This is a genomic window from Rhodanobacter sp. C01 (assembly GCF_002001045.1).
In the GTDB taxonomy this organism is placed as follows: domain Bacteria; phylum Pseudomonadota; class Gammaproteobacteria; order Xanthomonadales; family Rhodanobacteraceae; genus Rhodanobacter.
In genome coordinates, this window is sequence record NZ_MUNR01000004.1 from 178172 (window position 1) to 191037 (window position 12866).

The following is a 12866-nucleotide window of genomic DNA, read 5'->3' on the forward strand; positions in this document are numbered from 1 at the left end:
GTTGCAAACCCGCTGCACCGAGCCGGCCCGCTGAATGCGGCCGGTTCGCCAGGCTTTACGCCGATACACAGCGGGTGCTAGATTCATCGCGTCCGTCGGGACAGTCCTGTCCCCTTGCGCCTTCCGCGCGACGCACACCCTCCCTCCTGTAATTCAACGGCGCCCTGCGAGGACTGCCCGTGTCCGATACCGAAAACACTATGTCGAACGACGCCAAGAGCGCCGAATCCAAGCCTGTTGCCGAAGGCAAGCCCGAACCGCGTCCGCGCGCGCCGCGCCGCACGGCTGCAGCGATCGCGGCGGCCAACGCAGAGAAGGCTGCAATGAGCGACAAGACGCCACCCGCCGCCGCGCCAACGCCACCTCCGGTGCCAGCCGAACGGCCAACGCCAACGCAAGCCGCCCAGGCACCAGCACCACGTAACGAAGCACCGCCGCAACGGGCACCGCAGGAACCGCGCGAGCCCGTCGCTTATCAGGGCCAGAACCAGAATCAGGATCCGGCGTCGAACCCGGGTCAGGGTCAGAACCAGGTTCAGACGCAAAACCCGAACCAAGGCCAGAACCCGAATCAGGGCGCCCAAGGGCAAGGCCAGAACCCCGGTCCGAACAACCCCAATAATGGCCCCCGCGAAGGTCGCGAAGGCCGTGGCCGGCGTCGACGCAACGAGCGTGGCGGCAATCCGAACCAGCAGCAAGGCCGTCCGCAAAACCATCCGCGACCCAACCCGAACGGCCTGCCGGTGGACGACGACAACGCCGATCCGGGCAGCAACGACCGGGTGATCAACCTCACCGAACTCAAGCGCATGAAGGCGCCGCAGCTGCTGGAATTCGCCGAGTCGCTGGGCGTGCACGAAGGTGTCGCCCGCGCCCGCAAGCAGGATGTGATCTTCAACGTGCTCAAGGCGCACGCACGCTCCGGCGGCGGCATCTGGGCCGAAGGCGTGCTGGAAATCCTGCAGGACGGCTTCGGCTTCCTGCGCTCGGCCGACGAGTCGTACCTGGCCGGCCCGGACGACATCTATGTGTCGCCCAGCCAGATCCGCCGCTTCAACCTGCGCACCGGCGACTACATCACCGGGCGCGTGCGTCATCCGAAGGAAGGCGAGCGTTACTTCGCCATGCTGCGCGTCGACGACATCAACGGCGATCCGCCGGAGGCGTCGAAGAACAAGATGCTGTTCGAGAACCTCACCCCGCTGTTTCCGCGCAAGGCCTTCAAGCTGGAACGCGGCAACGGGTCGAGCGAGGACATCACCGGCCGCATCCTTGACCTGATCGCACCGATCGGCAAGGGCCAGCGCGGCCTGATCGTCTCCCAGCCGAAGTCCGGCAAGACAATGATGCTGCAGAACATCGCCCAGGCGATCACGTACAACCATCCCGAAGCGCACCTGATCATGCTGTTGATCGACGAGCGCCCGGAGGAAGTGACGGAGATCGCACGCACCGTGCGCGCCGAGGTGATCTCCTCGACGTTCGACGAGCCGGCCGTGCGCCACGTGCAGGTCGCCGAAATGGTGATCGAGCGCGCCAAGCGCCTGGTCGAGCACAAGAAGGACGTGGTGATCCTGCTCGACTCGATCACCCGCCTCGCCCGCGCCTATAACACCGTGGTGCCCAGCTCCGGCAAGGTGCTCACCGGTGGTGTCGACGCCAACGCATTGCAGCGTCCGAAGCGTTTCTTCGGCGCCGCGCGTAACGTGGAAGAAGGCGGCTCGCTGACCATCATCGCTACCGCGCTGACCGAGACCGGCAGCAAGATGGACGAGGTGATCTACGAGGAGTTCAAGGGCACCGGCAACATGGAAGTGCACCTGAGCCGCCGCATCTCCGAGAAGCGCGTGTACCCGGCGATCGACATCAACCGCTCCGGCACTCGCCGCGAGGATCTGCTGATCGACCCGGACATGCTGGCCAAGATCTGGATCCTGCGCAAATTGCTGCACCCGATGGACGAGCTGGCCGCGATGGAGTTCATGCTCGACAAGATGAAGAACACCAAGTCCAACGACGAGTTCTTCAATTCGATGAAGCGCTGATCGTCCGTTAAGCGTCATCCAGAAAGGCCGGCACATGCCGGCCTTTCTGCTTTTGCGTACTTGCACAACCATCCTGCTTCAGCTTATATCGGCCACTGGCGTCAGGGAGGAAACGCATGCTTCTGCGCATTGCACTACTTGTAATTGGACTGCTACTTGTCAAGCCAGCCGTGGCTGATGTGAAACCAATATCGCCCGTACGGATGTGTACAAACCAGACCGATCTCATGCGCAAGCTCGCCTTACAAGGCAAATTGGACGTGCCTCCTGCCATCAACAGCCTCTTGATAAACGTGATCGATGGCAAACTTCCTCAAGTGCGACAGCAGCTGGGTACCATGAATAAAGTCGATGCCGCACGCTGGCGTCAGTCCGCGCTGATCATCGCGGCCTATGCCAGGCTATCTACGATCGTAGATAGCCTGTTGGACGACGGCGCATTAGTGGATGGTCGAGGTTCGATGCCAGGTCTAAAGCGCAACTTCCATGACCAAATCGTTGCGGATGTGAAGAAGGATCCGAAGTGGGATTCGACGAACCCAGACCCGAAAACTGCTCTTGAGTTGGACGAATTGCTGATGTTTCCGGGCGGCCACGATGCCCCCGCACTAAGTATCGCTGTCATGTGTGATGACGTAAAAACGCTGGACATTGTTTTTAACCACCACGCCGACCTTGAAGCACAATGGCCTAAAGGCGCCAATCTGCTGCTATTACCCATCATTCGGGGTGACACAGTCATGGTGCAACGCCTAATCGATCACGGCGCTGATCCCTCGGACGGATTGGCAGCAGCCACCGCGTCCGGTCATGCTGCCATGGTGCAGTTCTTGCTCGATCACGGCGCTGAGCCATGTCGCGCAAACTTGGCGATTCGCAAACCCGGCGTCACGGTTGCCAGTCTTGGTAAAAGCAAAGGTTTGCCCGACTCCATGAAGAAACGACTGGTCTGCCCAACCACCGCCACGATGAACTGAAAAGCTGGGCCGCGCGTGCGGCTGACGAAGGCCAGTCTGCGCTGTCATCTGTACCGCCCCGTCCAATTATTTGTCGTTACCCCCTTTTCGTTGTCACGCAACACCCCCATAGTGACTCGCTCACCCAGCGAGGCCTTGCCCGTGTCCATACCCAGTGCCGTCAAGAGCACCCCGATCCGGGACCGCCAGCAACTGACCGATTACCTCGCTGCGGGCGAGAAGCCACGCGAGGCGTGGCGCATCGGCACCGAGCACGAGAAGTTCGGCTTCCTCACCGACACTTTGCGGCCACCGACCTTCGAGGGCGACCGCGGCATCAAGCTGCTGCTGGAAACCATTGCTACCCGCTACGGCTGGGACGTGGCCCGCGAAGGCGAGAACCCTGTCGCGCTGTCACGCGACAAGGCTTCGATCACGCTGGAACCGGCCGGCCAGCTGGAGTTGTCCGGCGCACCGCTGGAGACGATCCACCAGACATGTTGCGAGGTGAACTCGCATCTGGAGGAAGTGCGCTCGATCGCCGACGGCATGGGCCTCGGCTTCCTCGGCATGGGCTTCCAGCCGAAGTGGCGGCGCGACGAGATGCCGTGGATGCCGAAGGGCCGCTACAAGATCATGCGCGAATACATGCCCAAGGTCGGTTCGCTCGGCCTGGACATGATGACGCGCACCTGCACCGTGCAGGTGAACCTGGATTTCTCCAGCGAAGCGGACATGATCAAGAAGTTCCGCACCAGCCTCGCGCTGCAGCCGATCGCTACCGCGCTGTTCGCCGATTCACCGTTCACCGAGGGACATCCAAACGGCTATCTGTCGTATCGCTCGCATATCTGGACCGATACCGACAAGGACCGTACCGGCATGCTCGATTTCGTGTTCGCCGACGGCTTCGGCTACGAGCGCTATGTCGACTACATCCTCGACGTGCCGATGTATTTCAGCTTCCAGGATGGCAAGTACATCGATCTCGCCGGACAGGACTTCAAGAAGTTCATGGCCGGTGAACTGCCGATGCTGCCCGGCGCCAAGGCGAACATGAAGGACTTCGCCGACCACCTCACCACCGCGTTCCCCGAGGTTCGCCTGAAGCAGTACCTGGAGATGCGTGGCGCCGACGGCGGTCCGTGGAATCGCTTGTGCGCACTGCCCGCATTCTGGGTCGGCCTGCTGTACGACGACGAGGCGCTGGATGCCGCGTGGGATCTGGTCAAGGACTTCAGCCGAGAGGAACGCCATGCGCTGCGCGACGGTGTGCCGAAGCATGCGCTGAAGCTGCCGTTCCGCAACGGTACCGTGCGCGACCTCGCCGAGGAAGCGCTGAAGATCGCCGGACACGGCCTCAAGCGCCGCGCCCGCCTCAACAAGAACGGCGCCGACGAGAGCATCTTCCTCGAACCGATGATCGAGATCGTGCAGGCCAACCAGACCCCCGCCGAGCGCAAGCTGGAACTGTTCTACGGTGCGTGGAACGGCAGCGTGGATCCGGTGTTCCGCGAGTTTGCCTACTGACGAGCATTATTCAAGCTACCCAGTGCAAGCCGCTATGATCGTTGCCTGCACTACCGTCAGCTGTACAAGGATGCCCGATGTCCAACGCATACCGCCTCACCTTGACGCTTGCCTGCCTGTTGATCGCGCCATGCCTGACATCGGTCGCCCATGCGCAGGACACGACCCTGCCGGTACTCAGCCAGACCGAGTTCAACCAGTGTCTTGCCGGGCTGCGACACGGCGACAGCTTCGCGCGCATCAGCGATGACACGTGGAAGCACTACACGGCAAACCTCACGCCGGACGGCAGCATCCTGCCCTTGCTCGACAAGCAGCCTGAATTCACGCTGCCGGCGTGGGATTACATGGCGATGCTGGTGGACAAGGAGCGCGTGGCCGATGGCCGCGCCGCGTACCAGCAATGGTTACCCCTGTTGCGCCAGATCCAGAGCCGCTACGGCGTCGATCCGGCGATCGTGGTCAGCGTGTGGGGTGTGGAGAGCAACTTCGGCAAGATCACCGGTGGGCGACCGCTGGTGCAGTCGCTGGGCACGCTGTCGTGCTTCGGGCGGCGGCAGGCGTATTTTCGCACCGAGTTCGCCTCGGCGCTGCAGATTCTGCAAAACGGCGACATCGCGCCCGACAAGCTCAACGGCTCATGGGCCGGCGCGTTCGGGCAGACCCAGTTCATGCCCAGCACCTTCCTGCACACCGCGGTCGATTTCGATGGCGACGGCCACCGCGATGTGGTCGGCAGCGTGCCCGATGCGCTGGCCTCCACCGCCAACTTCCTGCATCAGGCGGGTTACCGCACGGGAGAGCCGTGGGGCCTGGAGGTGAAGTTACCGGCCGGCTACGCGGGCAGCTCGACCCGCAAGAACAAGCACGACGTCGCGTACTGGATCGCACAGGGCATCACCCAGGCCAACGGCAAGCCGCTGCCGCCGAACCTGCCCGACACCGGCCTGCTGCTGCCCACCGGTACGCAAGGCCCAGCGTTCCTGACCGGCAAGAACTTCGACACCATCTACAGCTACAACGCCAGCGAAAACTACGCGCTGGCGATCGCGCAGCTGTCCACCCTGGTCGGCAACCACAACGACAGCATCGGTTTCGTTACGCCGTGGCCCACCGATGATCCCGGCCTGTCGCGCGCGGAAAACCGCGAACTGCAAACCCTGCTGCAGGCCCGTGGCTACGACATCGGGATGCCCGATGGCCTGATCGGTGCCAAGACCCGCGTCGCGATCCGTGCCGAGCAGGGCCGGTTAGGCATGCCGGTCGACGGGCGCGCGGGGCAGAAAATGCTGGCGGCACTGCGCGCGCAACCAGGCGCTACTCACTGATCGGTCATTGCGCCGAGAGACAGTCCGGCAGACGATGCGCCACGCGGGCAGCTCCGCGTCAGCCGATCAGGAGGAAGCAGCGTCTACCACCGACCACGCGACCGACTCGCCGGCTCGCATCGGTTTGCAGCTGGATCCGGCCAGCGGATATTCCTCCGGCACGGTCCACGATGTGCGTTCGAGTGCGATGCGATCCTGGTTGCGCGGCAAGCGGTAGAAGTCCGGACCGTGGAAGCTGGCAAACGCCTCGAGCCGATCCAACCGACCGGCCTGCTCGAACGCTTCGGCATACAGCTCCAGCGCCGCATGGGCCGTATAGAGACCCGCACAGCCGCAGGCCGTTTCCTTCGCTTCGCGGGGATGCGGTGCACTGTCCGTGCCGAGGAAGAAGTGCGGATCGCCGCTGGTCGCCGCCTGCAGCAAGGCGGCACGATGCGTCTCCCGCTTGAGGATCGGGGCGCAGTAGTTGTGTGGGCGGATACCGCCCTCGAACAACGCGTTGCGGTTGAGCAGCAGATGATGCGCGGTAATCGTGGCCGCCACGTTGACCGGAGCGCGGCTGACGAAGTCGACCGCGTCGCGGGTGGTGATATGTTCCAGCACCATGCGCAGCGCCGGAAACCGCGCCTGCAGCGGCATCAGGTAGCGCTCGATGAAAACGCGCTCGCGATCGAAGATGTCGATGTCCGGATCGGTGACCTCGCCATGCAGCAGCAAGGGCAGTTCGTGCTTCTCCATGGATTCAAGCACGTGATACACCCGCGACAGCTCGCGCACGCCGGACTGTGAATTGGTGGTGGCGCCAGCGGGGTAATACTTGACCGCAAACACGCTGTCGCTGTCCCTGGCGCGGATGATCTCCTCGGCCGGCGTGCTCTCGGTGAGGTACAGCGTCATCAGCGGTTGGAAGCGCATACCTGCGGGCAAGCTCGCCAGAATTCGTCGACGATAGTCTTCCGCCTGCGCGACCGTCGTCACCGGCGGCTTCAGGTTCGGCATCACGATGGCGCGCGCAAAGCGCTGCGCGGTGTGGCCGATCACCGAGGTCAGCGTCTCGCCATCGCGAAGATGCAGATGCCAGTCATCAGGGCGTGTGATTTCAAGACGCGTGGGTGTCATGGCTGACGGACTCGGAATGGGTATCGAGAGAAGAACACAGCAGATGTCAGGACTGGTTGCATGGCGGACATATGCAGGATGTCTCGTGCCATGGCTGCCCTCGTGCCATGGCTGCCAATGGCACATGATATCGCATCACCCATCCCCATCCATCGTGCTTTATCCTCGTGGAAAGTCCACCATGCCACTGGTTCGCATCTCGCTCCGCCGCGGCAAGTCGCCCACCCATCTCGCCGCCCTGCGCCACGGCATCTACCAGGCCATGCGCAAAACCTTCAACGTGCCGGAGAACGACCGCTTCATCCTGATCAGCCAGCACGATGCCGACGAGTTCGACTGCGACCCGAACTACCTCGGCATCGCGCGCAGCGACGATCTGGTGATCGTGCAGATCACCTGCAACAGCGGTCGCACGGTGGAGCAGAAGCAGGCGCTGTACCGTGGCATCGCCGTGAATTTTTCCGCCGATCCGGGTCTTCGCCCCGAAGATGTGTTCATCAATCTGGTCGAGGTGGCGAAGGAGAACTGGTCATTCGGCAACGGTGTTGCGCAATACGCACAAGCGCCAAGGTGATGATGACTGCACCCGACGATAAACAGACCTCGTGGCATCGCTGCGCCTGCGCTTTGCATGACAACGCCCGGATCCAGCGCATGGCAACCTTTCACGCGTCGTTTACGTTCGAATCAGCATAAAACCGCGAGAAACGCAAAAACATGCACCCGGAATGTACGCTTCGCCGCGTCAGGGACATGTCAAACGATCCAGTGCATCCGTCGCTCCACCTCACATCGGGGGAAAGTGCATGCCGCGCAGCGATTGTTCAAACCGTAAATCGGGGACAAGGCGTCTCAGACCGCTCTACGTATTCGCCACGACACCGGCACTATGGCTGTCGATGCTGCCGGCAAGCGCCGTCTATGCCACATGCACCAACAGTGCACCGACGAGTGGAAGCACGGTCACCTGTAGCGGCACGGGCATTGCGCCGGTGATTGCGCAAACGGGCAGCAGCAACGTCACCATAAACATCAGCCAGGGCGTGAATTTCGCCGACACACGCGCCCTGAGCCCGGTGGCCTTCAGCGTCGATCATGCAAGCCAGATCACCAACAGCGGCGCCATCACCCTCACTGGTGGCGGCGGCACCGGCACCAATCGCGGCGCCGCATTGCTGGGCGTCGGCGACAACAACAGCCTCACCAATGCCAGCCAGGGAAGCATCACGACCACCGGCGCCTATAACGACGGCATGGCCGCCAATGGCAGCTTCAATACGTTGACCAACAACGGCACGATCAGCACGGCCGGGCCCAATGCCTATGGCATGACTGCCGCATGGGGCCAGACGATTTTGGGCCAGGCGAACAACACCCTGATCAACAACGGATCGGTGAGCACGTCCGGCAGCAACGCGCGAGCGATGTCCATCCTCGGACAGAACGGAACGATCACCAATACCGGCTCATTGCTGACCACTGGCGCGAACAGCCCGACCGCCTATATGCAGGGCAACAATGACAGTCTGGTCAACAGCGGCACGATCCAGGCCCAGGGCTCCGGTTCCGACGCCGTTTTCTCCAACACCGTCGGATCGAGTTTCACCGCCAGTATCCAGAACCTGGCCGGTGGAAAAATCATCAGTCAGCAAGGCGCCGCCATACGTACGCTCAACGGCGCAAGCACCATCATCAACGCCGGCCTGTTGCAAAGCACCGGCGTCGCCGTGCAGATGGGAAACGGGGTCAATACACTGATCCTGCAAACCGGTTCGGTGATCATCGGCTCCGCCGATGGCGGCAGCGGCAGCGCTCCAAGCACCGTCATCCTGCAAGGCTCGGGGAGTGCGACGAACGCGTTCACCCATTTCAAGACCTTGCTGGCACAAGGCACCGATTGGGACTGGAGCGGAACGGGCGCGTTCAACACGGCGCTGGTGCAAGGCGGCACGTTCAATCTCAGCGGTACCGTGAGTGGTGCCGGATCAGCATCGGACACGCTCACATTCGATGATGCCACCGTCACAGGCATCGCCGGATTCACGAATTGGGAATCGGTTGCCGTCACCAATGGCACCCGACTGACCATGGATGGAACCCTGGTCATGGGTGACGCGACCTCCGGCACGGGAAACGTGACGATCGATGCCGACAGCATGCTTCTGGCCGGCAACGGCGCCAACGGCGTCATACAACCCTTCACGGCAGGCCAGCTCGTCAACGTCACCAATGCCGGCACCATCGACCTGACCAACGGCGGCATGCCTGCCGCGAACACCTTCACCATCGTGGGCAACTACACCGGCAATCAGGCAAGTCTGCTGCTCAACACCGTGCTCGGTGCCGACAACTCACCCGCCGACAGGCTGGTGATCAGCGGTGGCACGGCAAGCGGGAGCACCGATATCCATGTCACGAATGTGGGTGGCGTTGGCGGGTTCACTGCCAACGACGGCATCCTCCTGGTGGAAGCCGCCAACGGAGCGACGATCGCGCCGACGGCCTTCGCACTCAGCGGCGGCCAAGTGCAAGCCGGCGCCTATACGTATTACCTGTTCGAAGGCGGCGTAAGCGACGGGACATCGCAGAATTGGTACCTGCGCTCGAGTGCGCCACCTGCACCTCCTCCGCCTTCCGCTCCGGCACCGGCACCAGCTCCGTCACCTGCGCCTCCTCCAGCTCCTCCTCCGAGTACGCCAATCGCTGCCCTGGGCACCCCAGCACTGCCGACTCCGGTACCTGCGGGAGATCCGCCAACACCGTTGTTCCGTCCGGAAACCGCGCTGGATTCGAATATCCCCGCCTTGACCAAGCAAATGGGCCTCACCCAACTCGGCACTTTCGACGAACGGCAAGGCGGCCAGCTGCTTGTTACCGGCGACGGCTTGGTGCCTGCAGCATGGGTACGCGTGATCGGACTGCACAATGACCAGGCGCAGCAAGGCGCGACCGCATCACGCTTCGACGGTGACCTCAATGGTGTCCAGGCTGGTCACGATCTCTACGCACGCGAAGGCGATGATGGCGATCGCGACCACATCGGTGCATTCATCGGCTACACCCATGCCAGCGGTCAAGTCGACGGCAATGTCGCTGGCTTCCCAGATACGCGTACCGGCGATCTGAGTGTGGACGCCAATAGCATAGGTGCCTACTGGACACACATCGGTCCGGCCAACGGCTATGTCGACGCGGTGCTCATGGAAACCTGGCTGCGCACATCGATCGACTCGATCCAGGGATTCCACAACAGTACAGACGGCAAACTGTTCACGGCATCACTGGAAGGTGGCAAGCCATTGCAACTGGGGCAGCGGCTGACGCTCGAACCCCAGATGCAAGTCATATGGCAACACATCAATACTGATACCTTCCAGGATCCGGTATCCAGCGTGGCATTCACGCCCACGAATGCGATCACCGGGCGCATCGGCTTACGGTTGCAAAGCAATATCGTGCACGGTGAACAGGTATGGCAGCCGTACTTGAAGGCCAACTTCTGGCGCGATTTCAATCGCACCTACAACACCGTATTCGCTGGTATGGACAACATCCCTACCAACCTGGCAAGCACCGCTTTCGAATTTGGCGGCGGCATCAGCGCACATCTGACCCGCCATGTCAGCCTCTTCGGCGAAGTGAGTTACCTGACCAACCTTGACGCTGTGCATCGACGCGGTGTCGAGGGAAATCTTGGCCTTCGCATCGTATGGGGCGGCGCTGACGCGCCGCGTTAGCTCGTCTACAGCCACAGCACCTTCAACGCGCCGGAAACGATCGCTTCGTCCCGATCAGCCAGCACGGCGCCGTCGAGTTCAAATGCAAGCGAAAGGTCTTGCCTTTGCAACGCACACCGCCTTATCGCGAAAACTGGACCCGACCCCAATATCCACGGACTTGCCGGGCACGATGCCCGGCAAGCGCAAAGCAGGGTAGCCTTTCTCTTTGGTTAGCTTTCTCTTTGGCCACGCAAAGAGAAAGTAACTCGAGCGTCGTAGGCGCCCGAAAGCTCTTGCTTCTGCAAGGCACCACGACACATCCGGAACTGAACCAACCCCGATATTCATTTTGCGCTTGAGTGGCTATCCACCCAAGATCATCAAGCAGGGTTGCCTTCGCAAATCGCCTGATCTGTCCAGAAGGAGACACTGCGCATGCACGCCATCGAACAGACCATCACGGGACACGTAGTGAACTGAAAAAACCAGATCACCAGATGTTGTCCAACGGACATCGCCCGGTGCACCGCGAAGGGAATGCATTCGTGTCGCAACAACAGCACCATCGTTGCGTTTCTCTATGCGAAAGATGGCACCCGCGCTTTGCCCCATATGCGCCAATCCAGTAAATACGACTACCCCGAAAGGCATCCTCACGATGCCATGCACATTACGCGGTAGTACTGGATGCACCGTACCGCTAGCGTCACGGAAAACCAGCTCTCCACCCCACTCACCGCGATCAGCACCGAGCAGTTCACCGCCGAACGCGACAAAAGTGTACTCAGCCTTCTGGAGGAAACGGTGGACATGCGTGCCGGTCTCGTCAAGCCCGATCGTTTCGGCGGGATACTTAGAATGGACGCGGCACCTGCTGGCGCGGAGGCCGCCATCCCGTGCGTGACCGCCGGCTCACGCACGTGGACCACTACGCGATCCCAGAGTGCGAACCCCGCGCAAAGGCAGAGCGTGGCGAACAGCAGCACGGCAAACGAGACTTTCAGATTTTTTTTCGTGACCTGCCATGGCAGCCCCGCATCGTCGTCTTTGAATACATCCCGCCATCTGAAAAACCGGATCACTCCCCGCGCAACCACCTTGCCGCATCGATCGCATAATAAGTAAGAATCGCATCCGCCCCCGCCCTCTTCATCGCGGTCAGCGACTCCAGCACCACCGCCTTTTCATCCAGCCATCCATTCTGCGACGCCGCCTTCAGCATCGCGTACTCACCACTAACCTGATACACGAACGTCGGCACGCCAAACGTGTCCTTCACCCGCCGCACGATGTCGAGATACGGCAAGCCCGGCTTCACCATCACCGCGTCGGCCCCTTCGGCGATGTCCAGCTCGACTTCGTGCAGTGCCTCGTCGCTGTTGGCGACGTCCATCTGGTAGGTGTGCTTGTTGCCCTTGCCGAGGTTCGCCGACGAACCGACCGCATCGCGGAACGGGCCGTAGAAGGCGGAAGCATATTTCGCCGAGTAGGCGAGGATGCGGGTGTGGATGTGGCCGGCTTCTTCCAGCGCGTCGCGGATCGCGCCGATGCGGCCGTCCATCATGTCCGACGGCGCCACGAAATCCATGCCGGCTTCGGCCTGCGCCAGCGACATCTTGATCAGCGCCTCGACAGTGGGCTCGTTCATCACGTAGCCGGTGTCGTCGATCAGGCCGTCCTGGCCATGTGTGGTGTACGGATCGAGCGCGACATCGCCGATGAGACCCAACTCCGGATACTTCGTCTTCAGCGCGCGGGTAGCGCGCTGCATCAGGCCGTCGGGATTCCATGCTTCGGCAGCGTCTTCGCTCTTCACCGCCGAGCCCGGCGAGGGGAACAACGCCAGCGCCGGAATGTCGAGGCGCACGCATTCACCGGCCAGCTTCAGCAGCTCGTCGATCGACAGCCTATCCACGCCCGGCATCGAAGGTACCGCTTCGCGCTGGCCTTCGCCCTCGATCACGAACGCGACCATGATCAGGTCACTCGGCAACAAGGTGTGCTCGCGCATCAGCGCACGGGAAAAGGCATCGCGGCGCATGCGACGCATGCGGATGGCGGGGAAGCTCATGGCAGATCCTGACTGGTCATATCCCGATCATTTTAGGCCACAACGAAAGCCTGCCGCCGCACTGCGACATTGCCCGCACCTGTCAGGAGGTCGACCAC

The 12866-nt window shown here is 61.9% G+C and carries 8 protein-coding genes; 6 read left to right on the plus strand and 2 right to left on the minus strand.

Going from position 1 to position 12866, the window contains the following annotated elements; all coding sequences use genetic code 11:
• Positions 1–200: 200 nt before the first annotated feature.
• The 4 genes from rho to B0E50_RS01240 all read left to right on the plus strand — a co-directional run bounded on the left by rho (position 201) and on the right by B0E50_RS01240 (position 5859).
• Positions 201–2045: a transcription termination factor Rho gene (gene rho, locus B0E50_RS01225; protein ID WP_174575013.1), complete on the plus strand. Its 1845-nt coding sequence runs from the start codon at positions 201–203 to the stop codon at positions 2043–2045.
• A gap of 116 nt (positions 2046–2161) precedes the next feature.
• The gene (locus B0E50_RS01230; RefSeq protein ID WP_139350704.1) at positions 2162–3022 is read left to right on the plus strand and encodes an ankyrin repeat domain-containing protein; all 861 of its coding nucleotides are present in this window, start codon (positions 2162–2164) and stop codon (positions 3020–3022) included.
• Positions 3023–3163: 141 nt separating this feature from the next.
• A complete protein-coding gene (locus tag B0E50_RS01235; RefSeq protein WP_077439256.1) occupies positions 3164–4531 on the plus strand; it encodes a glutamate--cysteine ligase in 1368 nt (455 codons plus the stop codon).
• A gap of 77 nt (positions 4532–4608) precedes the next feature.
• Positions 4609–5859, plus strand: a complete 1251-nt coding sequence (locus B0E50_RS01240) for a lytic murein transglycosylase (RefSeq protein WP_077439257.1) — start codon at positions 4609–4611, stop codon at positions 5857–5859.
• A gap of 66 nt (positions 5860–5925) precedes the next feature.
• Here B0E50_RS01240 and pyrC read toward each other — a convergent pair whose 3' ends face one another.
• Positions 5926–6978 carry a dihydroorotase gene (gene pyrC, locus B0E50_RS01245; RefSeq protein WP_077439258.1) on the minus strand — a complete coding sequence of 351 codons (1053 nt, stop codon included), beginning with the start codon at positions 6976–6978 and terminating at the stop codon, positions 5926–5928.
• Positions 6979–7159: 181 nt separating this feature from the next.
• Here pyrC and B0E50_RS01250 point away from each other — a divergent pair, with 181 nt between their 5' ends.
• On the plus strand, positions 7160–7552 hold the full coding sequence (locus B0E50_RS01250; RefSeq protein ID WP_077439259.1) for a tautomerase family protein: 393 nt from the start codon (positions 7160–7162) through the stop codon (positions 7550–7552).
• Between the two features lie 418 nt (positions 7553–7970).
• The gene (locus tag B0E50_RS01255; RefSeq protein WP_217343173.1) at positions 7971–10715 is read left to right on the plus strand and encodes an autotransporter outer membrane beta-barrel domain-containing protein; all 2745 of its coding nucleotides are present in this window, start codon (positions 7971–7973) and stop codon (positions 10713–10715) included.
• Between the two features lie 1060 nt (positions 10716–11775).
• On the opposite strand, the gene hemB is transcribed toward B0E50_RS01255, so the two are convergent.
• Positions 11776–12768: a porphobilinogen synthase gene (gene hemB / locus B0E50_RS01265; protein ID WP_077439262.1), complete on the minus strand. Its 993-nt coding sequence runs from the start codon at positions 12766–12768 to the stop codon at positions 11776–11778.
• Between the last annotated feature and the right edge of the window lie 98 nt (positions 12769–12866).

Coding starts and splice junctions, on each gene's coding strand:
- pyrC (WP_077439258.1), bottom strand. CDS start 6,978: ATGACACCCACGCGTCTTGAAATCACACGCCCTGATGACTGGCATCTG.
- B0E50_RS01250 (WP_077439259.1), top strand. CDS start 7,160: ATGCCACTGGTTCGCATCTCGCTCCGCCGCGGCAAGTCGCCCACCCAT.
- hemB (WP_077439262.1), bottom strand. CDS start 12,768: ATGAGCTTCCCCGCCATCCGCATGCGTCGCATGCGCCGCGATGCCTTT.
- B0E50_RS01230 (WP_139350704.1), top strand. CDS start 2,162: ATGCTTCTGCGCATTGCACTACTTGTAATTGGACTGCTACTTGTCAAG.
- B0E50_RS01240 (WP_077439257.1), top strand. CDS start 4,609: ATGTCCAACGCATACCGCCTCACCTTGACGCTTGCCTGCCTGTTGATC.
- rho (WP_174575013.1), top strand. CDS start 201: ATGTCGAACGACGCCAAGAGCGCCGAATCCAAGCCTGTTGCCGAAGGC.